The following is a 23,308-nucleotide window of genomic DNA, read 5'->3' on the forward strand; positions in this document are numbered from 1 at the left end:
GTGTGCTTGAGCCACTGCAATGAATACCGGACAATACCGACGCTGTCATAGCTACAGAAAATGTTTTCGGCGCGGCGCGAAGCAACGCCACCCAGCCCTGGAAGTGACGCCTGGATGACTACCCATATTCAACGCTCCGCCCTGCTGCCATACCCCGCCCAGGCGCTGTACGACCTGGTCAACGATGTCGCCAGCTACCCGGAATTTCTGCCCTGGTGCTCTGACGCCACGGTGCTGGAAGCCAGCGACACGCACATGCGCGCCAAGCTCGAAGTGGCCAAGGGCGGCATGAGCCAGCACTTCGTTACGCGCAACGTGCTGGTGCCGGGGCAGTCCATCGAGATGAACCTGGAAGAGGGGCCGTTCACCCAGTTGCATGGTCTGTGGGTGTTCAAGCCGTTGGGCGAAAAGGCCTGCAAGATCAGCCTGGACCTGTCGTTCGACTATGCCGGCCCGCTGGTGCGCGCGACCCTGGGCCCGCTGTTCAACCAGGCAGCGAATACGCTGGTGGATGCGTTCTGCCAGCGGGCCAAGCAGCTCAATGCCTGACTGGCAGGCGGCAACAAAAAGCCCGGAACGAGTCCGGGCTTTTTTGTACCTGCTCGCCGCTTACTGAGGCGAGGTTTCCAGCGGAGCCGGGGTCGGCACCGGGGTGGTCTCGATGGTGTCGATCTCGCGCTGGATGGATTCTTCCACCGAACCTGGTTTGGCCGGCTTTTCTTCAGGCTGCACGGTTGGCTGACCTGGCTGGTTGGCCGGGCTGACCGTGGTATCGCTGCTGCCACCGAGGATTTCCTGGTCGCGGCTGACGCCTGGCATGAAGTCACCCGACAGGTTGACCAGCTGGTCGCTTTCGTTGAAGAACACGCTCATGCGTTCTTGCTGACGTTTGCCACCACCTGGCTGCAGGCTGTACAGGTAATCCCAGCGATTGGTGTTGAAGGTATCCTGAATCAGCGGGTTACCCATGATAAACCTTACTTGCCGGCGGGTCATTCCGGGGCGCAATTGGTCTATCATGTCTTGCGTAACGACATTGCCCTGCTGGATGTCGATTTTGTAAACCCCGGGAAACGAGCAACCGGCGAGTGCGAGCAGTCCCGCGAGGGCGAGGCTGTTTAGCAAGAGCTTGGTGTTTTGCATCGGTGGGCGACTTCCACTATCTTGGCTGGACAACGTAAACCCCGATCATACCCGTATTAAGAGAAGCTGCGAAGCAGCATCGGCGAGAAAGCTGACCATGGTTGAAAATAGCGAATTGCGCAAAGCCGGTCTCAAGGTGACCCTGCCTCGAGTCAAGATCCTTCAGATGCTCGACTCCACCGAGCAGCGTCACATGAGCGCCGAGGATGTCTACAAGGCGCTGATGGAAGCTGGCGAGGACGTAGGCCTGGCCACTGTGTACCGGGTACTGACCCAGTTCGAAGCGGCGGGGTTGGTGGTTCGCCACAACTTCGACGGTGGCCATGCAGTGTTCGAGCTGGCCGATGGCGGTCACCACGACCATATGGTCAACGTGGATACCAGTGAAGTCATCGAGTTCATGGATGCCGAGATCGAGAAACGCCAGCGCGAAATCGTGGCTGAGCATGGATACGAGCTGGTGGACCACAATCTGGTCCTGTATGTGCGTAAAAAGAAGTAACGATTTAATCGTTATGGATGGCAAAGGCGACCTTCGGGTCGCCTTTGTGCTTTTTAGCCGGGCTGAAAGCGTGTGAGATTCCTGTGGGAGCGGCCTTGCGTCGCGAAAGGGCTGCACGGCAGCCCCAGCAATATGTGGGTTGAAGCTGAAATCCTGGGTCCGCTTTGCGGCCCTTTCGCGACGCAAGGCCGCTCCCACAATTACCGCGTCAGCCTGGTAGGGGTTCAGGCCTTGCCGCTCACCACCATCTTGCGCGCGTGCGCCAGGGATTCCTTGGTCAGGTCGATGCCGCCAAGCATCCGCGCCACCTCTTCGACCCGTTCGCGCTTGCCCAGGCTGGCCACGGCGGTGTGGGTGGTGTCGCTGTTGCGTACCTTGTGCACAAACAGGTGGTGATGCCCTTGCGCAGCAACCTGCGGCAGGTGGGTCACGGTCAGCACCTGGCCGCGCTCGCCCAGGCGGCGTAGCAGCTGGCCGACGATTTCGGCAGTAGGCCCGCCGATACCGACGTCGACTTCGTCGAACACCAGGGTAGGAATGCGCGAGGTCTGCGCGGTAATCACCTGGATCGCCAGGCTGATACGCGACAGTTCCCCGCCCGAAGCGACCTTGGCCAGGCCCTTGAGCGGTTGGCCGGGGTTGGCGCTGACCAGCAGCTCGATCTGCTCCAGGCCATGGGGCGACAGGTCGGCGCCTTCGTTGGGGGTGAGCGCGATGCAGAAGCGCCCGCCGGGCATGCCCAGGCGCTGGATCTCCTGTTCGACGGCCACCGCCAGCTGCTGCGCGGCCTGCTGGCGCAGGGCGCTGAGCTCGCGGGCTTTCTCTTGGTAATGCTGGGCGAAGGCCGCCAGTTCTTCACCCAGCCGCTCGACCGACTCGTCACTGGCATTCAGGCCTTCCAGCTCTTCCATCAACTGCTGCTGCAGGTGGGGCAGTTCGGTCGGGTGCACGCGGTGCTTGCGCGCCAGCGTATAGATGGTGTCGAGGCGTTCTTCCAGGGCTTGCAGGCGCATCGGGTCGGCATCGAAGTTGTCGAGGAAGCGGTTCAACTCGCCCACCGCCTCCTCGACCTGGATTTGCGCGCTGGCAATCAGGTTGGCCGCCTCGCCCAGCGCCTTTGGCGAGTTGGTGGCGGCGCCCAGGCGGTTGAGGCTGGAGGTGAGGGCGCTGAGTACGTTGCCCGAATCGCTTTCGCTGCACTGGTCGATGACCTGGCGGCAGATGGCGAACAGCGCTTCGGCGCTGGTCAGGTTCTTGTGTTCCTGCTCCAGCTGCTCCAGCTCGTGTTCGCCCAGGCCGAGGTTGTCCAGCTCTTCCAGCTGATAGCTCAGCAGCTGGTGACGGGCGCGTTGCTCGTCGCCGGAATTGGACAGCCGCTCCAGCTTCAGGCGGGTCTGGTTCCAGCGTTTGGCGGCCAGCTGCACCTGGCGGGCCAGGTCGACGGCGCCGGCATATTCGTCGAGCAGACGGCGGTGGGTGTCGGTCTTGAGCAGCGACTGGTGCTCGTGCTGGCTATGAATGTCGATCAGCAGCTCGCCCAGCGCCTTGAGGTCGCCGAGCGGGCAGGGCGTGCCATTGATGTAGCCGCGGCTGCGGCCTTCGGCGGTGATTACCCGGCGCAGGATGCACAGGCCGTCGTTGTTCAGGTCGCGCTCGGCCAGCCAGGCATGTGCCTCGGGGATGTCCACCAGGTCGAAGGTGGCGAGGATGTCGGCCTTGTCCGTGCCGGGGCGCACCACGCCGCTGTCGGCTCGGTCGCCCAGGGCCAGGCCGAGGGCGTCGAGCATGATCGACTTGCCGGCGCCGGTCTCGCCGGTGATGACGGACATGCCACGGGCGATCTCGAGGTCGAGGTGCTCGACGATGGCATAGTTGTGAATGGACAGGTGCACCAGCATGGGGGCGGCTCCCGAAAGTCAGGTCTGGTTATTTATACAGTACTTTTTTCAGGCCTGCCAATGCCCCTCGGCAGATTCTGTTCGGCGCACAAAAGCACCTTGCCCCTTGAAGCTGGTTTTTCCGGCCCCATATAGCCGACATCCAAGGCGAGCCTGGCTCGCAGTCCAGAAAATTGCGCAGGAGAGACCCCATGGCTGACGAACAGCTGAACGAAAAAGACCTTAACGTTGAAGAAACCGGTGCAGAAACCACTGCTGACGCCCGTGTTCTGGAACTCGAGGAACAGCTGGCCGCCGCCAAGGACCAGTCGCTGCGCGCCGTAGCCGACTTGCAGAACGTGCGCCGTCGCGCCGAGCAGGATGTCGAGAAAGCCCACAAGTTCGCCCTGGAGAAGTTCTCCAGCGACCTGCTGCCGGTGATCGACAGCCTGGAGCTGGCGCTGGCCCACTCGAGCGCCGAAGACGAGCACGTCAAGCAGATCCGCGAAGGCGTCGAGCTGACCCTGAAGATGTTCCAGGACACCCTCAAGCGCTACAACCTCGAAGCGGTCGACCCGCACGGCCAGCCGTTCAACCCTGAGCACCATCAGGCAATGGCCATGCAGGAAAACGCCGATGTCGAGCCGAACAGCGTGCTGAACGTGTTCCAGAAGGGCTACCTGCTCAATGGCCGCCTGCTGCGCCCCGCCATGGTGGTGGTCAGCAAGGCGCCGAGCGCGCCACAACCCTCGATCAATGAGAAGGCTTGAAATCCTCCGGGGCATCCCCATCTAGGTGTCAAGCATTCAAGTATTACCGCAGTTGGCCAAAGTAGCCGCTGCTACCAAATTCAAAGTTTCGGGAGAGTCAAACATGGGCAAAATCATCGGTATCGACCTGGGGACCACCAACTCGTGCGTCTCCGTGCTGGAAAACGGTAACGTCAAGGTCATCGAAAACGCCGAAGGCGCGCGTACTACCCCTTCGATCGTGGCCTACGCCAACGACGGCGAAATCCTGGTCGGTCAGTCGGCCAAGCGCCAGGCTGTCACCAACCCGCACAACACCCTGTTCGCAGTGAAGCGCCTGATCGGCCGCCGCTTCGAAGAAGACGTCGTGCAGAAAGACATCAAGCTGGTGCCGTACAAGATCGTCAAGGCCGGTAACGGCGACGCCTGGGTACAGGCCAGCGGCAAGGACATGGCGCCGCCACAAATCAGCGCCGAAGTGCTGAAGAAAATGAAGAAGACCGCCGAAGACTACCTCGGCGAGCCAGTGACCGAAGCGGTCATCACCGTTCCGGCCTACTTCAACGACAGCCAGCGTCAGGCTACCAAGGATGCCGGTCGCATCGCTGGCCTGGACGTTAAGCGCATCATCAACGAGCCGACTGCTGCTGCACTGGCTTACGGCATGGACAAGGCCAAGGGCGACCACACTGTCATCGTTTATGACCTGGGTGGCGGTACCTTCGACGTTTCGGTCATCGAAATCGCCGAAGTCGACGGTGAGCACCAGTTCGAAGTACTGGCTACCAACGGCGACACCTTCCTGGGTGGCGAAGACTTCGACATGCGCCTGATCGACTACCTCGTCGACGAGTTCAAGAAAGAGTCCGGCATGGACCTGAAAAACGACCCGCTGGCCCTGCAGCGCCTGAAAGAAGCCGCTGAAAAGGCCAAGATCGAGCTGTCGTCCGCGCAGTCGACCGACGTCAACCTGCCGTACATCACTGCTGACGCCACCGGTCCGAAGCACCTGAACGTGAAGATCTCCCGCGCCAAGCTGGAGTCGCTGGTAGAAGACCTGGTCACCCGTACCATCGAGCCGTGCCGCATCGCACTGAAGGACGCCGGCATCGACGCCAGCAAGATCGACGACGTGATCCTGGTCGGCGGCCAGACCCGTATGCCGCTGGTACAGAAAGCCGTTGCCGACTTCTTCGGTAAAGAAGCCCGCAAGGACGTCAACCCGGATGAAGCCGTGGCCATGGGTGCTGCCATCCAGGGCGCGGTACTGGCCGGTGACGTGAAGGACGTACTGCTGCTGGACGTCAGCCCGCTGACCCTGGGTATCGAAACCATGGGCGGCGTGATGACCGCGCTGATCGAAAAGAACACCACCATTCCGACCAAGAAGTCGCAGGTGTTCTCGACCGCTGATGACAACCAGAGCGCCGTGACCATTCACGTGCTGCAGGGCGAGCGCAAGCAGGCCGCGCAGAACAAGTCGCTGGGCAAGTTCGACCTGGCCGACATTCCGCCAGCGCCTCGCGGCGTGCCGCAGATCGAAGTGACCTTCGACATCGACGCCAACGGCATCCTGCACGTAGGTGCCAAGGACAAGGCCACCGGCAAGACCCAGTCGATCGTGATCAAGGCCAACTCCGGCCTGTCGGACGAAGAAATCGAGCGCATGGTGCGTGACGCCGAGGCCAACGCCGAGGAAGACCGCAAGTTCGAAGAACTGGCCGCTGCCCGTAACCAGGGTGACGCGCTGGTTCACTCGACTCGCAAGATGGTCGCTGATGCGGGTGACAAAGTTACCGCTGAAGAGAAAACCGCCATCGAGGCTGCCGTGGTTGCTCTGGAAGCCGCTGTAAAAGGCGACGACAAGGCCGCGATCGACGCCAAGGTCGAAGAGCTGTCCAAGGTCTCGGCACCGGTTGCCCAGAAGATGTACGCCGAGCAGTCGGCCGAACAGCCTCAGGGTGGCGCGCAGCAAGCCGAGCCGGAAGCCAAGCACGATGACGTGGTTGACGCCGAGTTCGAAGAAGTGAAAGACAACAACAAGCAGTAATCCCTGCATGTTGTCGGCCGGTTCACCGCCGTTTGGCGGTGAGCTGGTAGGATGTCGCCGCGCGGGGGCTTGCTCCCGCGTTGACGTATCTGGAATTCGAGAATTTTTACAGCATCTGTAGCGGCCCGGATGGGCGAACGGCAGGTGCTGATGGCGCGGCGTAGATGCCAGACGCCCAACAAGGTGCAAATGACCTATGTCCAAGCGTGATTATTATGAGGTACTGGGTGTCGAGCGCGGCGCCAGCGAAGCTGACCTCAAGAAGGCTTACCGCCGCCTGGCGATGAAGTACCACCCGGACCGCAACCCGGGCGATAAAGAGTCCGAAGACAAGTTCAAGGAGGCCAACGAGGCCTACGAAGTGCTGTCTGACGCCAGCAAGCGCGCGGCCTTCGACCAGTACGGTCATGCCGGTGTAGACCCGAGCATGGGTGGCGGCGGTGCCGGTTTCGGCGGTGCCAACTTCTCCGACATCTTCGGTGATGTGTTCAGCGACTTCTTCGGTGGCGGCCGCGGTGGCGGTCGTGGCGGTGCCCAGCGCGGCAGCGACCTGCGCTACACCCTCGAACTGAACCTGGAAGAGGCGGTGCGCGGCACCACGGTCAGCATTCGCGTGCCAACGCTGGTCAACTGCCAGCCTTGCGATGGCTCCGGCGCCAAGAAGGGGTCGACCCCGTCCACTTGCCCGACTTGCGGCGGTATCGGCCAGGTACGCATGCAGCAGGGCTTCTTCTCGGTGCAACAAACCTGCCCGCGCTGCCATGGCCAGGGCAAGATCATTACCGACCCTTGCACTTCGTGCCATGGCGAAGGCCGTGTCGAAGAATACAAGACGCTGTCGGTCAAGGTGCCGGCGGGTGTCGATACCGGCGACCGCATCCGCCTGTCGGGCGAGGGCGAGGCTGGTACCCATGGTGGCCCTACTGGCGACCTGTATGTGGTGATCAGCGTGCGTGAGCACGAGATCTTCCAGCGCGATGGCAAGCACCTGTATTGCGAAGTGCCGATCAGCTACACCGATGCCGCCCTGGGCGGCGAGCTGGAAGTGCCGACCCTCGATGGCCGGGTCAAGCTGAAAATTCCGGAAGGTACCCAGACCGGCAAGCAGTTCCGCCTGCGCGGCAAGGGTGTTGCCCCGGTGCGCGGCGGTGGTGCCGGTGACCTGCTGTGCCGCGTCGCGGTGGAAACCCCGGTCAACCTCAGCCGCCGTCAGCGCGAGCTGCTCGAAGAGCTGCGTGATTCGCTGGAAGGCGACAGCTCCCACTCGCCCAAGGCCAGTGGCTGGTTCGATGGCGTGAAGCGCTTCTTCGGCGACCTCTGACAAGGAAATGGCTATGCGACGTATTGCAGTGATGGGCGCGGCAGGGCGGATGGGCAAGACCCTCGTCGAAGCCGTGCAGCAACAGGCACCCCAGGCGGGCCTGACCGCGGCGATCGACCGCCCGGACAGCACGCTGGTCGGCGCCGATGCGGGTGAGCTGGCTGCCCTGGGGCGTATCGGTGTACCGATTTCCGATGACTTGGCCAAGGTGGTCGACGAGTTCGATGTGCTGATCGACTTCACCCACCCTTCGGTGACCCTGAAGAACCTGGCGTTCTGCCGCAAGGCGGGCAAGGCCATGGTCATCGGCACCACCGGCTTCACGCCGGAAGAGAAGCAGCAACTGGCCGAGGCCGGCAAGGAAATCCCGATCGTCTTCGCCGCCAACTTCAGCGTTGGCGTCAACCTGTGCCTGAAGTTGCTGGATACCGCAGCGCGGGTGCTGGGTGACGATGTGGATATTGAAATTCTCGAGGCGCACCACCGGCACAAGGTCGATGCGCCGTCGGGCACTGCGCTGCGCATGGGCGAAGTGGTTGCCCAGGCGCTGGGGCGTAACCTGCAGGAAGTGGCCGTGTATGGCCGTGAAGGGCAGACCGGTGCGCGTGAGCGCCAGACCATCGGCTTCGCCACCGTGCGTGCCGGTGATGTGGTGGGTGACCACACCGTGCTGTTCGCCGCCGAGGGTGAGCGCGTCGAGATCACCCACAAGGCCTCCAGCCGCATGACCTTCGCCAAGGGCGCCGTGCGTGCGGCGCTGTGGCTGGATGGGCGCGAGCCTGGGCTGTATGACATGCAGGATGTGCTGGAGCTGCGCTGAGCCGTTGGAGCGGTGCTGGCTTCTTCGCGGGTGAACCCGCTCCCACGGGAATTATGCAGGGCTCAGCCTTTGCGCGGTCCATGTGGGAGCGGGTTTACCCGCGAATAAGCCAACGCCGATGTCGGCCTGTCGCAATGATGTGTTTTAGAGGCACATCCACGGTAGACCGAAAACGCACTTTTCTGTAAGCTACAGCTTTAGTGTGTCCACTAAAAGCGCGCAGCGAATTGAATTCAGCACATGAAAGCGGGGTGACGTGTCCATACGTCACTCCGCTTTTTTGCAACCTGCGATCGCCCTTTCATGCTTGATTTACGGGAGGTCTTCTTGACAAAGCCAGCCATACTCGCCCTTGCCGACGGCAGTATTTTCCGCGGTGAAGCCATCGGTGCCGACGGTCAGACCGTTGGTGAGGTGGTATTCAACACCGCTATGACCGGCTACCAGGAAATCCTTACAGACCCTTCCTACGCGCAGCAAATCGTTACCCTGACCTACCCGCACATCGGCAACACCGGTACCACGCCGGAAGACGCCGAGTCGAACCGTGTCTGGTCCGCTGGCCTGGTCATTCGCGACCTGCCGCTGCTGGCCAGCAACTGGCGTAACACCCAGTCGCTGCCTGAGTACCTCAAGGCCAACAATGTCGTCGCCATCGCTGGCATCGACACCCGTCGCCTGACCCGAATCCTGCGTGAAAAGGGCGCTCAGAACGGCTGCATCCTCGCCGGTGACAACATCAGCGAAGAAGCCGCCATCGCGGCTGCCCGCGGCTTCCCGGGCCTGAAGGGCATGGACCTGGCCAAGGTCGTGTCCACCAAAGAGCGTTACGAGTGGCGCTCCAGCGTGTGGGAGCTGAAGACCGACAGCCACCCGACCATCGAAGCCGCCGACCTGCCGTACCACGTGGTCGCCTTCGACTACGGCGTCAAGCTGAACATCCTGCGCATGCTGGTTGCCCGTGGCTGCCGCGTGACCGTTGTGCCGGCGCAGACCCCGGCCAGCGAAGTCCTGGCACTCAACCCGGACGGCGTGTTCCTGTCCAACGGCCCTGGCGACCCCGAGCCGTGCGACTACGCCATCCAGGCGATCAAGGAAATCCTCGAGACCGAGATTCCGGTATTCGGCATCTGCCTCGGCCACCAGCTGCTGGCCCTGGCTTCCGGCGCCAAGACCGTGAAAATGGGCCACGGCCACCACGGTGCCAACCACCCGGTCCAGGACCTGGACACCGGCGTGGTCATGATCACCAGCCAGAACCACGGCTTTGCCGTTGACGAGGCCACCCTGCCGGGCAACGTCCGCGCCATCCACAAGTCGCTGTTCGACGGCACCCTGCAGGGTATCGAGCGTACCGACAAGAGCGCGTTCAGCTTCCAGGGCCACCCTGAAGCGAGCCCAGGCCCGACCGACGTCGCGCCTCTGTTCGATCGTTTCACCGATGCCATGGCCAAGCGCCGCTGAGCATCCTGCATCAAGGCCCCGGGCCGGCTTGCGCCGCGCCCGGAAGCGCCTGACCCAGATTGTTCAAAGCGGCTTGCCGACTGACCCCGGATTTGAGTGACAACCATGCCAAAACGTACAGACATCAAAAGCATCCTGATTCTCGGCGCTGGCCCGATCGTGATCGGCCAGGCCTGCGAATTCGACTACTCCGGCGCCCAGGCTTGCAAAGCCCTGCGCGAGGAAGGTTTCCGCGTCATCCTGGTGAACTCCAACCCGGCCACCATCATGACCGACCCGGCCATGGCCGACGCCACCTACATCGAGCCGATCAAGTGGCAGTCAGTGGCCAAGATCATCGAGAAAGAGCGCCCGGACGCCGTCCTGCCGACCATGGGTGGCCAGACCGCGTTGAACTGCGCCCTGGACCTCGAGCGCCACGGCGTTCTGGAAAAGTTCGGCGTAGAGATGATCGGTGCCAACGCCGACACCATCGACAAGGCTGAAGACCGTTCGCGCTTCGACAAGGCCATGAAGGACATCGGCCTGGAGTGCCCACGCTCCGGTATCGCCCACAGCATGGAAGAGGCCTATGCGGTCCTCGAGAAGCTCGGCTTCCCGTGCATCATCCGCCCGTCGTTCACCATGGGCGGCACTGGCGGTGGTATTGCCTACAACCGTGAAGAATTCGAAGAAATCTGCACCCGTGGTCTGGACCTGTCGCCAACCAAGGAACTGCTGATCGACGAATCGCTGATCGGTTGGAAAGAGTACGAGATGGAAGTGGTCCGCGACAAAAAGGACAACTGCATCATCGTCTGCTCCATCGAGAACTTCGACCCGATGGGCGTGCACACCGGTGACTCGATCACTGTTGCCCCGGCGCAGACCCTGACCGACAAGGAATACCAGATCATGCGCAACGCCTCGCTGGCGGTGCTGCGTGAAATCGGTGTAGAAACCGGCGGCTCGAACGTGCAGTTCGGTATCTGCCCGAACACTGGCCGCATGGTCGTGATCGAGATGAACCCGCGTGTTTCGCGTTCCTCGGCGCTGGCCTCCAAGGCTACCGGCTTCCCGATCGCCAAGATCGCCGCCAAGCTGGCCATCGGTTACACCCTCGACGAACTGCAGAACGACATCACCGGCGGCCGCACCCCGGCGTCGTTCGAACCGTCGATCGACTACGTCGTCACCAAGCTGCCGCGCTTCGCCTTCGAGAAATTCCCGAAAGCCGACGCCCGCCTGACCACCCAGATGAAATCCGTGGGTGAAGTCATGGCCATCGGCCGTACCTTCCAGGAATCCCTGCAGAAAGCCCTGCGCGGCCTGGAAGTCGGCGCCTGTGGCCTCGACCCGAAAGTCGACCTGGCCAACCCGGAAGCGGCCAGCATCCTCAAGCGCGAGCTGACCGTGCCAGGTGCCGAGCGTATCTGGTACGTCGCCGACGCCATGCGTTCGGGCATGACTTGCGAGGAAATCTTCAATCTGACCGGCATCGACATGTGGTTCCTGGTGCAGATGGAAGACCTGATCAAGGAAGAAGAGAAGGTCAAGACCCTGGCCCTGTCGTCGATCGACAAGGACTACATGCTGCGCCTCAAGCGCAAGGGCTTCTCTGACCAGCGCCTGGCCAAGCTGCTGGGTATCACCGACAAAAACCTGCGCCGTCACCGCCACAAGCTGGAAGTGTTCCCGGTGTACAAGCGCGTCGACACCTGCGCTGCCGAGTTCGCCACCGACACCGCCTACCTGTACTCCACCTACGAGGAAGAGTGCGAGGCCAACCCGTCGACCCGCGACAAGATCATGATCCTGGGTGGCGGCCCCAACCGTATCGGCCAGGGTATCGAGTTCGACTACTGCTGCGTACACGCCGCCCTGGCGCTGCGTGAAGACGGTTACGAGACCATCATGGTCAACTGCAACCCGGAAACCGTCTCCACCGACTACGACACCTCCGACCGCCTGTACTTCGAGCCGCTGACGCTGGAAGACGTGCTGGAAGTATGCCGCGTCGAGAAGCCGAAAGGCGTGATCGTCCATTACGGCGGCCAGACCCCGCTGAAACTGGCCCGCGCCCTGGAAGAAGCCGGCGTACCGATCATCGGTACCAGCCCGGACGCCATCGACCGCGCCGAAGACCGTGAGCGCTTCCAGCAGATGGTTCAGCGCCTGAACCTGCTGCAGCCGCCAAACGCTACCGTGCGCAGCGAGGAAGAAGCCATCAGCGCTGCCGGCGGCATCGGCTACCCGCTGGTGGTGCGCCCGTCCTACGTGCTGGGCGGCCGTGCCATGGAAATCGTCTACGAACTGGACGAACTCAAGCGCTACCTGCGTGAAGCGGTACAGGTGTCGAACGACAGCCCGGTGCTGCTCGACCACTTCCTCAACTGCGCCATCGAAATGGATGTGGATGCGGTGTGCGACGGTACCGACGTGGTAATCGGCGCAATCATGCAGCACATCGAACAGGCCGGCGTTCACTCCGGCGACTCGGCGTGCTCGCTGCCACCTTACTCGCTGAGCAAGGAAGTGCAGGACGAAGTCCGCGTACAGGTCAAGAAAATGGCCCTGGAGCTGGGCGTGGTCGGCCTGATGAACGTGCAGCTGGCCTTGCAGGGCGACAAGATCTACGTCATCGAAGTCAACCCGCGTGCCTCGCGTACCGTGCCGTTCGTGTCCAAGTGCATCGGCACCTCGCTGGCGATGATCGCGGCCCGCGTCATGGCCGGTAAAACCCTGAAAGAGCTGGGCTTCACCCAGGAAATCATCCCGAACTTCTACAGCGTCAAGGAAGCCGTCTTCCCGTTCGCCAAGTTCCCGGGGGTTGACCCGATCCTCGGCCCTGAGATGAAATCGACCGGTGAAGTCATGGGTGTCGGTGACAGCTTCGGTGAAGCCTTCGCCAAGGCCCAGATGGGTGCCAGCGAAGTGCTGCCGACCGGCGGTACCGCATTCATCAGCGTGCGTGACGACGACAAGCCGCAAGTGGCTGGCGTTGCCCGCGACCTGATCGCCCTGGGCTTCGAAGTGGTTGCTACTGCCGGCACCGCCAAGGTCATCGAAGCGGCTGGCCTGAAAGTGCGCCGTGTGAACAAGGTGACCGAAGGCCGCCCGCACGTGGTCGACATGATCAAGAACGACGAAGTGTCGCTGATCATCAACACCACCGAAGGCCGTCAGTCGATCGCCGATTCCTACTCGATTCGTCGCAATGCGCTGCAGCACAAGATTTACTGCACCACCACCATTGCGGCCGGTGAAGCCATCTGCGAGGCGCTGAAATTCGGTCCGGAAAAGACCGTTCGTCGCCTGCAGGATCTGCATGCAGGACTGAAAGCATGAGCATTACCAAGTACCCAATGACCGTCCAGGGCGCTCGCGCCCTGGAAGAGGAACTGCTGTTCCTGAGCAAGACCGAGCGCCCGCGCCTGAGCCAGGCCATCGGCGAAGCGCGCGAGCTGGGCGACCTCAAGGAAAACGCCGAATACCATGCCGCTCGTGAAGAGCAAGGCATGGTAGAGGCACGTATCCGCGATATCGAAGGCCGTCTGCAGAACTCGGTGGTTATCGATGTGACCACCATCGCTCACACCGGCAAGGTGATTTTCGGCACCACCGTGGTGCTGGCAAACACCGAAACCGATGAAGAAGTGACCTATCAGATCGTTGGTGAAGATGAAGCCGATGTGAAGAAAGGCAAGCTGTCGAGCAGCGCGCCGATCGCCCGCGCCATCATTGGCAAGGAAGAAGGGGATACCGTTGTCGTCAAGACGCCGAACGGTACGGTCGAGTACGAGATTGTCGAAGTCAAACACATCTGACCGGCGCCTGCGGGCGCCATCCCTCGAGGGGATACTCTGGCAACTGGCCCAGGTTTTCTGGGTCGGTGGCTTGTGGGTGTTTCACGTGGGGCTAGTGCCCGCGCTCAAGGTCAGTGGCCTGGCGCCGCTGCTGGTGCAGGATATCGCCGGGCAGATCGACCGCTGGTTGATCGGCGTGGCGTTGCTTGGCTTGTTGACCCAGCTGGCAGTGCTGGCGAGGGTGGACGGCCTGGCGGCGTGGTGGCGGCAGTTTCGCGGCCAGATGCTGTTGCTCGGCTTCGCTGCCTGCGTGGGGTACTACACCTTGCGCTACGGCATTGCGGTAGGCGAGCGCTGGCAGATGCTGTGCTTCCTGGTGCTGGGCTTCTCCGGCATCGTGCTGGTGGCCCAGCCGGTGCCGGTCAAGGCCCGACGCTAAGCGGCTCGAAAACGCTAGGGCCGCTTTGCAGCCCATCGCCGGCAAGCCAGTTCCCACAGGTAGGGCGCATGGCTTGAGTTCGATGCGGTCGGTGTGGGAGCTGGCTTGCCGGCGATGGGCTGCGTAGCAGCCCCCTGGCCGTTACTTGTAACGGTGGATGTTGGACAGCTGCTTGTTCGGCTGTGGGTTCTTGCGGTAGATCAGGGCTTTCTTGCCGATGGTCTGCACCAGCTCGGCGCGGCCGGCCTTGCACAGTTCGGCGATGGTCTCGGCACGCTCCTCGCGGTCTTCCGAACGAATCTCGACCTTGATCAGCTCATGGTCGACCAGGGCGCGCTCCAGCTCGGCGATGACGCCTTCATTCAAACCGTTGCCAGCAACGATCAGGACCGGCTTCAGGTCATGACCAATGGACTTGTATTGCTTCTTCTGCTCGTTATTGAGCGGCATAATCTGACCCTTTCCGTCTGATTCTGTAAAATTGACCGGCATTTTACCCGAGGGCCACCGGCTCCGCCCAGTCAATCACGACGCATATCATCGAGGTGCCCCGTGGTACAACGTTCCAAAAGCAGCGCAAACTGGCTGCGAGAGCATTTCAACGATCCTTTCGTCAAGCAGGCGCAAAAGGATGGCTACCGCTCGCGTGCGAGCTACAAACTGCTGGAGATCCAGGAAAAGGACCGGCTGATCCGCCCGGGCATGAGCGTAATCGACCTCGGCGCGGCCCCTGGCGGCTGGTCGCAGGTGACCAGTCGTCTGATTGGTGGCCAGGGCCGGCTGATCGCCTCCGATATCCTGGAAATGGACTCGATCCCCGATGTGACCTTCATCCAGGGCGATTTCACCCGCGATGAAGTGCTGCAGCGCATTCTCGAGGCCGTCGGCGATTCGCACGTAGACCTTGTGATTTCCGACATGGCCCCCAATATGAGTGGTACGCCTGCGGTGGACATGCCGCGGGCCATGTTCCTCTGCGAGCTGGCGCTCGATCTGGCAACCCGCGTGCTTAAGCCCGGCGGCGACTTCCTGATCAAGATTTTCCAGGGCGAAGGTTTCGATGTGTACCTCAAGGACGTGCGCAGCAAGTTCGACAAGGTACAGATGCGCAAGCCGTCGTCGTCGCGTGACCGTTCCCGCGAGCAGTACTTGCTGGGCCGGGGCTTCAAGGGGGCGTGAAAGGCGGCAAGCGGGGTGGCCGATAGTTATTTCCAATCGGCCGCTGCGTCAGGATCGTCCGAACTTCGTGTAGTCTAGCTTTCACAAAGGGTTACAGACGGTGCCTGCGGCTGCGTAGGTAATGTAGTAAGTTAGGGCGATGAATATCATGCGAGGAACGGCTGCGTCGTGCGCCGACCTCAGAGGGTAGCGAATTGAACGACATGGCAAAGAATCTGATCCTGTGGTTGATCATCGCAGCTGTCCTGGTGACGGTGATGAACAACTTCTCCAGCCCTAACGAGCCGCAGACCCTCAACTATTCCGACTTCATCCAGCAGGTCAAGGATGGCAAGGTCGAGCGTGTCACCGTCGACGGCTACATCATTACCGGCAAGCGTGCCGATGGCGACAACTTCAAGACCGTGCGCCCGGCCATTACCGACAATGGCCTGATCGGTGACCTGGTCGACAACCATGTCATCATCGAGGGCAAGCAGCCCGAGCAACAGAGCATCTGGACCCAGCTGCTGGTCGCCAGCTTCCCGATCCTGGTGATCATCGCCGTGTTCATGTTCTTCATGCGCCAGATGCAGGGCGGAGCAGGCGGCAAGGGCGGGCCGATGAGTTTCGGCAAGAGCAAGGCGCGCCTGCTGTCCGAAGACCAGGTCAAGACCACCCTGGCTGACGTCGCCGGTTGCGACGAGGCCAAGGAAGAGGTTGGCGAGCTGGTCGAGTTCCTGCGCGACCCGGGCAAGTTCCAGCGCCTGGGTGGCCGTATCCCGCGTGGCGTGCTGATGGTCGGCCCGCCCGGTACCGGTAAGACCCTGCTGGCCAAGGCCATCGCCGGCGAGGCGAAGGTCCCGTTCTTCACCATTTCCGGTTCGGACTTCGTGGAAATGTTCGTCGGTGTCGGTGCCAGCCGTGTGCGCGACATGTTCGAACAGGCCAAGAAGCACGCCCCGTGCATCATCTTCATCGACGAGATCGACGCCGTTGGTCGCCATCGTGGCGCCGGCATGGGCGGCGGTCACGACGAGCGTGAGCAAACGCTCAACCAGTTGCTGGTGGAGATGGACGGCTTCGAGATGAATGACGGCATCATCGTCATCGCCGCTACCAACCGTCCGGACGTACTCGACCCGGCGCTGCTGCGTCCCGGCCGCTTCGACCGCCAGGTGGTGGTCGGCCTGCCGGACATTCGTGGTCGCGAGCAGATTCTCAAGGTGCACATGCGCAAGGTGCCAGTCGGCGAAAACGTCAACCCGGCCGTCATTGCCCGTGGCACCCCTGGCTTCTCCGGTGCCGACCTGGCCAACCTGGTCAACGAGGCTTCGCTGTTTGCCGCGCGCTCCAACAAACGCCTGGTCGAAATGAAAGAGTTCGAACTGGCCAAGGACAAGATCATGATGGGCGCCGAGCGCAAGACCATGGTCATGTCCGAAAAAGAAAAGCAGAACACCGCTTATCACGAAGCCGGCCACGCCATCGTCGGCCGCCTGGTGCCAGAGCACGATCCGGTCTACAAGGTCTCGATCATTCCGCGCGGTCGCGCCCTGGGCGTGACCATGTTCCTCCCGGAAGAAGACCGCTACAGCCTGTCCAAGCGCGCACTGATCAGCCAGATCTGCTCGTTGTACGGTGGCCGTATCGCCGAAGAGATGACCCTGGGCTTCGACGGTGTCACCACCGGCGCGTCCAACGACATCATGCGTGCCAGCCAGATCGCCCGTAACATGGTGACCAAGTGGGGCCTTTCGGAAAAACTCGGCCCGCTGATGTACGCCGAGGAAGAAGGCGAGGTGTTCCTGGGTCGCAGTGCTGCCAGCCAGCACGCCAGCGTTTCCGGCGAAACCGCCAAGCTGATCGATTCGGAAGTGCGCAGCATCATCGACCAGTGCTACGCCACGGCCAAGCAGCTGCTCACCGACAACCGTGACAAGCTCGACGCCATGGCCGAAGCGCTGATGAAGTACGAGACCATCGACGCCGAGCAGATTGACGATATCATGGCCGGCCGTACCCCTCGCGAACCGCGCGACTGGGATGATGACTCGGCTTCCGGCAAGCCTGCGGCCCAGGGTGATCGCCCGGAATCGCCGATCGGCGGCCCTGCGGCTCAACACTAAGGGCATCTATGAGCTCAGCGCAGTACCCGACCCGGTTGCCTTGCGGCAACCGGGTTCTTGATTTGTCGCGTACCCATGTCATGGGTATTCTCAATATCACCCCCGACTCCTTCTCCGATGGCGGGCGCTTCAGTCAGCGCGACGAAGCGTTGCGCCATGCCGAAGCCATGGTCGCCGCAGGCGCTACATTGATCGACATTGGCGGCGAGTCCACGCGGCCAGGTGCGCGTGCGGTGTCGGTGACCGAGGAGCTGGAGCGGGTGGCACCCATGGTCGAGGCGATCAACAGCCGCCTCGATGTGGTCATTTCGGTCGATACCTCGACGCCAGCCGTCATGCGTGAAGCGGCGCGCCTCGGCGCCGGGCTGATCAACGATGTGCGTGCCATGGAGCGCGATGGCGCCCTGGATGCTGCTGCCGATACCGGGTTGCCGGTGTGCCTCATGCACATGCGCGGCGAGCCGGGTAACATGCAGGACAACCCGCATTACGACGATGTGACTGCCGACGTTACCCGTTATCTCGAGCAGCGAATGGCCGCCTGCGTTGCGGCTGGCATCGACACGAACAGAATCATCCTTGATCCGGGCTTTGGTTTCGCCAAGACGCTGGCGCACAACCTGAGCCTGTTCAAGCACATGGAAGCGCTCTATCGGCTTGGGCGCCCGCTGCTGGTGGGCGTTTCACGAAAGAGCATGATCGGCCTGACGCTGGAACGTCCGGTCGGCGAGCGCTTGTACGGCAGCCTTGCGCTGGCGGCGTTGGCCATGACCAAGGGAGCGAGCATCCTGCGTGTCCATGATGTGGCCGAAACCGTCGATGTGGTGCGAATGATTGCTGCGGTGCAAAACGCCGAATAAGAACATTGGAGTCCCTATGAGCAGAAAATACTTTGGTACCGACGGCATTCGTGGCCGCGTCGGCGAATACCCGATCACGCCGGACTTCATGCTGAAGCTTGGCTGGGCGGCCGGCATGGCCTTCCGCAAGCAAGGCCACTGCCGGGTGCTAGTGGGCAAGGACACGCGCATCTCCGGCTATATGTTCGAGTCTGCGCTCGAAGCCGGGCTGTCCGCGGCGGGTGCCGATGTGATGCTGCTCGGGCCGATGCCGACCCCGGCCATCGCCTACCTGACGCGTACCTTCCATGCCGAAGCCGGCATCGTCATCAGTGCCTCGCACAACCCGCACGACGACAACGGCATCAAGTTCTTCTCGGGCCAGGGGACCAAGCTGCCGGACGAAGTCGAACTGATGATCGAGGAGCTGCTCGACCAGCCGATGACCGTGGTCGAGTCGGGCAAGCTGGGCAAGGTTTCGCGGATCAACGATGCCGCCGGCCGCTACATCGAGTTCTGCAAGAGCAGCGTGCCGAGTAGCACCAGCTTCGATGGCCTCAAGCTTGTAGTGGATTGCGCCCACGGTGCCACCTACAAGGTTGCGCCAAGCGTCTTCCGCGAGCTGGGTGCCGATGTGACCGTGCTGCACGCCCAGCCCGACGGCCTGAACATCAACGAAGGCTGCGGCTCGACCCACATCGAATCGCTGCAGGCCGCCGTGCTGGTTGGCCATGCCGACCTGGGCATTGCCTTCGACGGTGACGGTGACCGGGTGCTGATGGTCGACCACACCGGCGCCATCGTCGACGGTGACGAACTGCTGTTCATCATCGCCCGCGACCTGCAGGAGCGTGGCAAGCTGCAGGGCGGGGTAGTGGGCACGTTGATGAGCAACCTGGGCCTGGAGCTGGCGCTGAAGGACCTGGATATCCCGTTCGTGCGGGCCAAGGTCGGTGACCGTTACGTCATGGCCGAGCTGCAGGAGCGTGAGTGGCTGGTCGGTGGTGAAAACTCCGGTCACGTGGTGTGCTGCAACCACACCACTACCGGTGACGCGATCATCGCTGCACTGCAGGTGCTGATGGCGCTCAAGCGCCGTGGTGAAACCCTGGCCCAGGCCCGTCAGGCGCTGCGCAAGTGCCCGCAGGTGCTGATCAACGTGCGCTATGGCGCGAGCAAGGTCGACCCACTGGAGCACCCGGCAGTCAAGGAGGCCAGTGCCAAGGTCACCGAGGCGTTGGCCGGTCGCGGTCGCGTGCTGCTGCGCAAGTCCGGTACCGAGCCGTTGGTGCGGGTAATGGTCGAGGGCGAGGACGAAAGCCAGGTGCGTGGGCACGCCGAAGCGCTGGCCAAACTGGTTGGCGAAGTTTGTGTCTGAAGGCGCTTGCCAGCGCAGATAGGGTTGGGTACTATCTGCGCCCACTTTGACCGACGAGGTAAAGCATGCGTCGCCCCATGGTAGCTGGTAACTGGAAGATGCACGGTACCCGCGCTAGCGTCGCTGAGCTGACCGAAGGCTTGAGCAATCTCGTCTTGCCGAGCGGAGTGGAAGTCGCTGTGTTTCCACCAGCCTTGTTCATCAATCAAGTGATCGATGGCCTGGCAGGTAAGGAAATTACTGTCGGCGCACAGAATTCTGCAGTACAACCCGAACAGGGTGCGCTGACCGGGGAAGTTGCTCCGGAACAGCTGGTCGAGGCAGGTTGCAAGTTGGTGTTGATTGGCCATTCGGAGCGTCGCCAGATCATTGGTGAAACCGACGAAGTGCTGAATCGCAAGTTTGCAGCGGCCCAGGCCAAAGGTTTGAAGCCAGTGCTTTGCATCGGGGAAACCCTTGAAGAGCGCGAAGCCGGCAAAACGCTCGAAGTTGTCGGGCGTCAACTAAGCAGTATCATCGAAGCATTCGGTGTTAAGGCTTTTGCCAGCGCAGTAATTGCCTATGAGCCTGTATGGGCCATCGGCACCGGCCTTACGGCCACGCCACAGCAGGCCCAGGATGTGCACGCCGCCATCCGCGGTCAGCTGGCGGCAGAAGATGCTGAAGTGGCTGCGAAGGTGCAGCTGCTCTACGGCGGCAGCGTGAAGGCGGCCAATGCGGCCGAACTGTTCGGCATGCCGGATATCGATGGGGGGCTCATTGGTGGAGCGTCCCTGAACGCAGACGAATTCGGTGCAATTTGTCGCGCCGCAGGAAACTGAACAAATGCTGGAAACAGTCATCGTTGTTTTTCATCTGTTGGCAGCGCTGTCGCTGGTAGTGCTGGTGCTGTTGCAACAGGGTAAAGGTGCGGAAGCAGGTGCATCTTTCGGCGCGGGTGCTTCAAATACCGTGTTCGGGAGCCAGGGCTCTGCAACGTTCCTGAGTAAATTAACTGCTATACTCGCTGCCACTTTCTTTTTGACAGCACTTGGGTTAGGATACTTCGCGAAGCAACAAGCTCACCAGCTTAGCCAAGCAGGTCTTCCAGATCCAGCAGTGCTAGAAGTGAAAGAGCCGCAGAAACCGGCAGTTAATGATGATGTACCGGTGCTCCAGCAGCAGAAGAGCGAAACCACTCCTAACACGGGTGATGTACCTCCTCCGGCACAAGAGCAGAAGTAACGGGTTTCAAGTAGTAGTATTGCCGAGGTGGTGGAATTGGTAGACACGCAACCTTGAGGTGGTTGTGCCCATAGGGTGTAGGGGTTCGAGTCCCCTTCTCGGTACCAATTAAAGCTTGAGAGCCCGCTTTAGCGGGCTTTCTTGCAGGTGAAGGTTCGGATTTGACCCCCGCGAGGGTTCGGTCTTATACTTTCGCCCCAGCTTTGTCGCGGGGTGGAGCAGCTTGGTAGCTCGTCGGGCTCATAACCCGAAGGTCGTTGGTTCAAATCCAGCCCCCGCAACCAGCTTCAGCGGAGCCCCTTTTCAGGGGCTTTTTGCTAACCGAACAGTTTTCGGCGTCGTTGTCCAACGGCGCTTTCAGGGATGGGCGCTTCGCCCATTTTTTATTTGCACAGCATGCACGAGGGGGTTCAGGTGTCGAGCAAGCTAGAACAGTTGCAGGCCTTGTTGGCCCCGGTTGTCGAGGGTCTGGGCTATCAGTGCTGGGGGATCGAATACGTTTCCCAGGGTAAGCATTCGGTACTGCGCATCTACATCGACAAGGAAGGCGGCATCCTGGTGGACGACTGCGAAGCGGTCAGCCGTCAGGCCAGCGCAATCCTCGATGTGGAAGATCCGATCAGCAGTGAGTACACCCTCGAGGTGTCTTCTCCAGGCATGGATCGCCCACTGTTCACTCTGGAACAGTTTGCCTCGCATGCCGGCGAACAAGTGAAGATCAAGCTGCGCTCACCCTTCGAGGGTCGTCGTAACTTCCAGGGCCTTCTCCGCGGTGTGGAGGAGCAGGATGTGGTGGTCCAGGTGGACAATCAAGAATTCCTGTTGCCGATCGACTCGATCGACAAGGCCAATATTATTCCCAGTTTTGACTGAGACGTGCCGGGCCCGGCGGACTATCCGGGCCCAATGGCTTGCGCAAGGCGAGGCGTACGATGAGCAAAGAAGTACTGCTGGTTGTTGAATCGGTATCCAACGAAAAAGGTGTACCGCCCGGCGTCATTTTCGAAGCGCTGGAAGTGGCTCTGGCCACTGCAACCAAAAAACGTTTTGAAGACGAAGTCGACCTGCGTGTGGAAATCAACCGCCACACCGGTAGCTACGAGACCTTCCGTCGCTGGACCGTGGTCGATGAAGCCGATCTTGATGATCCGGCGATCGAGACCTGGCTCGACAAGATCAAGGACACCCACCCTGAAGCCAAGGTAGGTGACGTGATCGAAGAGAAGATCGAGTCCATCGAGTTCGGTCGTATCGCCGCCCAGACCGCCAAGCAGGTCATCGTGCAGAAGGTCCGTGAGGCCGAGCGTGCCCAGGTGGTCGATGCCTATCGCGAACGCGTCGGCGAGATCATTTCCGGTACCGTGAAAAAGGTTACCCGCGACAACGTCATCGTTGACCTGGGCAACAACGCCGAGGCCTTGCTGGCCCGCGAAGACATCATTCCGCGCGAAACCTTCCGTGTCGGCGTGCGCCTGCGTGCGCTGCTGAAGGAAATTCGCACTGAAAACCGTGGCCCACAGCTGATCCTGTCGCGCACCGCGCCGCAGATGCTGATCGAGCTTTTCCGCATTGAAGTGCCGGAAATTGCCGAGGGCCTGATCGAAGTCATGGCCGCTTCCCGTGATCCGGGTTCGCGAGCCAAGATCGCCGTCCGCTCCAAGGACAAGCGTATCGACCCGCAAGGTGCCTGCATCGGCATGCGTGGTTCGCGCGTCCAGGCCGTATCCGGGGAGCTGGGTGGTGAGCGTGTGGATATCGTCCTGTGGGACGATAACCCGGCGCAGTTCGTCATCAACGCCATGTCGCCGGCTGAAGTCGCGGCGATCATCGTTGATGAAGATGCCCATGCCATGGACATCGCCGTCGCCGAGGACAACCTGGCCCAGGCCATTGGCCGTGGCGGTCAGAACGTTCGCCTGGCCAGTCAGCTGACCGGCTGGACCCTGAACGTGATGACCGAGAAGGACATCCAGGCCAAGCAACAGGCCGAAACCGGTGACATCCTGCGCAATTTCATCGATGAACTGGAAGTCGACGAGGAGCTGGCCCAAGTGCTGGTCGACGAAGGCTTCACCAGCCTCGAAGAAATTGCCTACGTACCGTTGGAAGAAATGCTCAACATCGATGGCTTTGACGAGGATATCGTCAATGAGCTCCGCGCTCGAGCCAAGGACCGTTTGTTGACCAAGGCCATCGCTACCGAAGAAAAACTGGCAGACGCCCACCCGGCCGAAGACCTGCTCTCCCTCGAGGGCATGGACAAGGACCTGGCGGCTGAACTGGCGGTGCGCGGCGTGGTTAACCGCGAAGACCTGGCCGAGCAGTCGATCGACGATCTGCTCGACATCGACGGCATCGACGAAGAGCGTGCCGGCAAGTTGATCATGGCCGCCCGAGCCCACTGGTTCGAGTAATTAGGCGCGGCCTGAG

At 61.5% G+C, this 23,308-nt stretch carries 21 protein-coding genes and 2 tRNA genes; 20 read left to right on the top strand and 3 right to left on the bottom strand.

Going from position 1 to position 23,308, the window contains the following annotated elements:
- Positions 1 to 114: 114 nt before the first annotated feature.
- Complete coding sequence (locus tag C6A77_RS16445) at positions 115 to 549, top strand: type II toxin-antitoxin system RatA family toxin (protein WP_114170417.1); 435 nt, start codon at positions 115 to 117, stop codon at positions 547 to 549.
- Between the two features lie 60 nt (positions 550 to 609).
- Here the strand turns inward: C6A77_RS16445 and bamE are convergent, their stop codons facing one another.
- Positions 610 to 1,143, bottom strand: a complete 534-nt coding sequence (gene bamE, locus C6A77_RS16450) for an outer membrane protein assembly factor BamE (RefSeq protein ID WP_114170418.1) — start codon at positions 1,141 to 1,143, stop codon at positions 610 to 612.
- Between the two features lie 97 nt (positions 1,144 to 1,240).
- On the opposite strand from bamE, the gene fur reads away from it, so the two are divergent.
- Entirely contained in the window at positions 1,241 to 1,645 is a 405-nt protein-coding gene (fur, locus tag C6A77_RS16455; RefSeq protein ID WP_012274258.1) for a ferric iron uptake transcriptional regulator, read from the top strand.
- Positions 1,646 to 1,869: 224 nt separating this feature from the next.
- Here the strand turns inward: fur and recN are convergent, their stop codons facing one another.
- On the bottom strand, positions 1,870 to 3,543 hold the full coding sequence (recN, locus tag C6A77_RS16460; protein ID WP_114170419.1) for a DNA repair protein RecN: 1,674 nt from the start codon (positions 3,541 to 3,543) through the stop codon (positions 1,870 to 1,872).
- A gap of 191 nt (positions 3,544 to 3,734) precedes the next feature.
- Between recN and grpE the strand changes: the two genes are divergently transcribed.
- From grpE to C6A77_RS16500, 8 genes are all read left to right on the top strand, one after another.
- A complete protein-coding gene (gene grpE / locus C6A77_RS16465; RefSeq protein WP_114170420.1) occupies positions 3,735 to 4,292 on the top strand; it encodes a nucleotide exchange factor GrpE in 558 nt (185 codons plus the stop codon).
- Positions 4,293 to 4,395: 103 nt separating this feature from the next.
- Positions 4,396 to 6,321 (top strand): molecular chaperone DnaK, encoded by a 1,926-nt coding sequence (dnaK, locus tag C6A77_RS16470; protein WP_114170421.1) that lies wholly within the window; start codon positions 4,396 to 4,398, stop codon positions 6,319 to 6,321.
- A gap of 196 nt (positions 6,322 to 6,517) precedes the next feature.
- Positions 6,518 to 7,642: a molecular chaperone DnaJ gene (gene dnaJ, locus C6A77_RS16475; RefSeq protein WP_012274254.1), complete on the top strand. Its 1,125-nt coding sequence runs from the start codon at positions 6,518 to 6,520 to the stop codon at positions 7,640 to 7,642.
- A 13-nt stretch (positions 7,643 to 7,655) separates the two neighbouring features.
- Positions 7,656 to 8,462 (top strand): 4-hydroxy-tetrahydrodipicolinate reductase, encoded by an 807-nt coding sequence (gene dapB / locus C6A77_RS16480; protein WP_112250001.1) that lies wholly within the window; start codon positions 7,656 to 7,658, stop codon positions 8,460 to 8,462.
- A gap of 327 nt (positions 8,463 to 8,789) precedes the next feature.
- A complete protein-coding gene (carA, locus tag C6A77_RS16485; RefSeq protein ID WP_016391781.1) occupies positions 8,790 to 9,926 on the top strand; it encodes a glutamine-hydrolyzing carbamoyl-phosphate synthase small subunit in 1,137 nt (378 codons plus the stop codon).
- A 105-nt stretch (positions 9,927 to 10,031) separates the two neighbouring features.
- Positions 10,032 to 13,253, top strand: a complete 3,222-nt coding sequence (gene carB / locus C6A77_RS16490; protein WP_114170422.1) for a carbamoyl-phosphate synthase large subunit — start codon at positions 10,032 to 10,034, stop codon at positions 13,251 to 13,253.
- A complete protein-coding gene (greA, locus tag C6A77_RS16495; RefSeq protein WP_161959675.1) occupies positions 13,250 to 13,732 on the top strand; it encodes a transcription elongation factor GreA in 483 nt (160 codons plus the stop codon). The genes carB and greA overlap by 4 nt, the downstream gene beginning before the upstream one ends.
- Entirely contained in the window at positions 13,710 to 14,150 is a 441-nt protein-coding gene (locus C6A77_RS16500) for an MFS transporter (RefSeq protein WP_114170423.1), read from the top strand. Before greA ends, C6A77_RS16500 begins: the two co-directional genes overlap by 23 nt.
- A 141-nt stretch (positions 14,151 to 14,291) precedes the next feature.
- On the opposite strand, the gene yhbY is transcribed toward C6A77_RS16500, so the two are convergent.
- Positions 14,292 to 14,600, bottom strand: coding sequence for a ribosome assembly RNA-binding protein YhbY (gene yhbY / locus C6A77_RS16505; protein WP_003249945.1), 309 nt, complete (start codon positions 14,598 to 14,600; stop codon positions 14,292 to 14,294).
- A gap of 102 nt (positions 14,601 to 14,702) precedes the next feature.
- Between yhbY and rlmE the strand changes: the two genes are divergently transcribed.
- The 10 genes from rlmE to nusA all read left to right on the top strand — a co-directional run bounded on the left by rlmE (position 14,703) and on the right by nusA (position 23,292).
- Complete coding sequence (rlmE, locus tag C6A77_RS16510; protein ID WP_114170424.1) at positions 14,703 to 15,329, top strand: 23S rRNA (uridine(2552)-2'-O)-methyltransferase RlmE; 627 nt, start codon at positions 14,703 to 14,705, stop codon at positions 15,327 to 15,329.
- Between the two features lie 203 nt (positions 15,330 to 15,532).
- Positions 15,533 to 17,437, top strand: a complete 1,905-nt coding sequence (gene ftsH / locus C6A77_RS16515) for an ATP-dependent zinc metalloprotease FtsH (RefSeq protein WP_112250010.1) — start codon at positions 15,533 to 15,535, stop codon at positions 17,435 to 17,437.
- Positions 17,438 to 17,445: 8 nt separating this feature from the next.
- On the top strand, positions 17,446 to 18,297 hold the full coding sequence (gene folP, locus C6A77_RS16520) for a dihydropteroate synthase (protein ID WP_114170425.1): 852 nt from the start codon (positions 17,446 to 17,448) through the stop codon (positions 18,295 to 18,297).
- A gap of 16 nt (positions 18,298 to 18,313) precedes the next feature.
- Complete coding sequence (gene glmM, locus C6A77_RS16525) at positions 18,314 to 19,654, top strand: phosphoglucosamine mutase (protein WP_114170426.1); 1,341 nt, start codon at positions 18,314 to 18,316, stop codon at positions 19,652 to 19,654.
- 65 nt (positions 19,655 to 19,719) lie between these two features.
- The gene (gene tpiA / locus C6A77_RS16530; RefSeq protein WP_114170427.1) at positions 19,720 to 20,475 is read left to right on the top strand and encodes a triose-phosphate isomerase; all 756 of its coding nucleotides are present in this window, start codon (positions 19,720 to 19,722) and stop codon (positions 20,473 to 20,475) included.
- A 4-nt stretch (positions 20,476 to 20,479) separates the two neighbouring features.
- Positions 20,480 to 20,878: a preprotein translocase subunit SecG gene (gene secG / locus C6A77_RS16535; protein WP_015271857.1), complete on the top strand. Its 399-nt coding sequence runs from the start codon at positions 20,480 to 20,482 to the stop codon at positions 20,876 to 20,878.
- Positions 20,879 to 20,899: 21 nt separating this feature from the next.
- A tRNA-Leu gene (locus C6A77_RS16540) sits at positions 20,900 to 20,985 on the top strand.
- 100 nt (positions 20,986 to 21,085) lie between these two features.
- Positions 21,086 to 21,162 (top strand) — tRNA-Met (locus tag C6A77_RS16545).
- 130 nt (positions 21,163 to 21,292) lie between these two features.
- Positions 21,293 to 21,751, top strand: a complete 459-nt coding sequence (rimP, locus tag C6A77_RS16550; RefSeq protein WP_003249960.1) for a ribosome maturation factor RimP — start codon at positions 21,293 to 21,295, stop codon at positions 21,749 to 21,751.
- A 59-nt stretch (positions 21,752 to 21,810) separates the two neighbouring features.
- A complete protein-coding gene (nusA, locus tag C6A77_RS16555) occupies positions 21,811 to 23,292 on the top strand; it encodes a transcription termination factor NusA (protein WP_009685349.1) in 1,482 nt (493 codons plus the stop codon).
- Positions 23,293 to 23,308: the final 16 nt, after the last annotated feature.

This window comes from Pseudomonas sp. AFG_SD02_1510_Pfu_092, assembly GCF_003331055.1.
Lineage (GTDB): Bacteria > Pseudomonadota > Gammaproteobacteria > Pseudomonadales > Pseudomonadaceae > Aquipseudomonas.